1 protein-coding gene is annotated in these 474 nt (G+C 67.1%); it reads right to left on the reverse strand.

Annotation, left to right across the window (positions count from 1 at the left end; genetic code table 11):
* Nucleotides 1-30 precede the first annotated feature (30 nt).
* Complete coding sequence (locus J5M67_RS28250) at nucleotides 31-366, reverse strand: YbjQ family protein (RefSeq protein WP_207888650.1); 336 nt, start codon at nucleotides 364-366, stop codon at nucleotides 31-33.
* Between the last annotated feature and the right edge of the window lie 108 nt (nucleotides 367-474).

Raw genomic sequence — 474 nt, forward strand, 5'->3', positions numbered from 1 at the left:
GGGCGCGGCGTGCCGCCCTTGCCGCGCGCGTCAGCCGGCGCGCACCGCCTGCACCGCGGTGCCGTAGCACAGCACCTCGGACACGCCCGAGGCGATCTCGGTGGCGTCGTAGCGCATCCCGACGATCGCGTTGCCGCCCATGCGCCGCGCCTCGTCGATCATCCGCTCGTAGGCATCCTGCCGCGCGCGCTCGCACAGCGACGTGTAGAGCGAGATGTTGCCGCCGAACAGCGTTTGAATCGATGCGCCGAACGTGCCGACGATCGAGCGCGAACGCACGACGATGCCGCGCGCGACGCCGAGCGAGCGCTCGATCCGGTAGCCCGGGATGTCGAATGCGGTCGTGATGAGCTGCGGATCTGCCATGATGTTTCCTCGTTGATGTGAAAATGTCCTTGCGCGGCGCCTCTTGGAATTTGCCGCAATCTATGCTTTTCTGTGCGGCACGCCCCGCGCGGCCGCACAGAAAAGCAT

Origin of the sequence: Pseudomonas sp. 30_B (assembly GCF_017491605.1) — a bacterium.
Lineage (GTDB): Bacteria > Pseudomonadota > Gammaproteobacteria > Pseudomonadales > Pseudomonadaceae > Pseudomonas.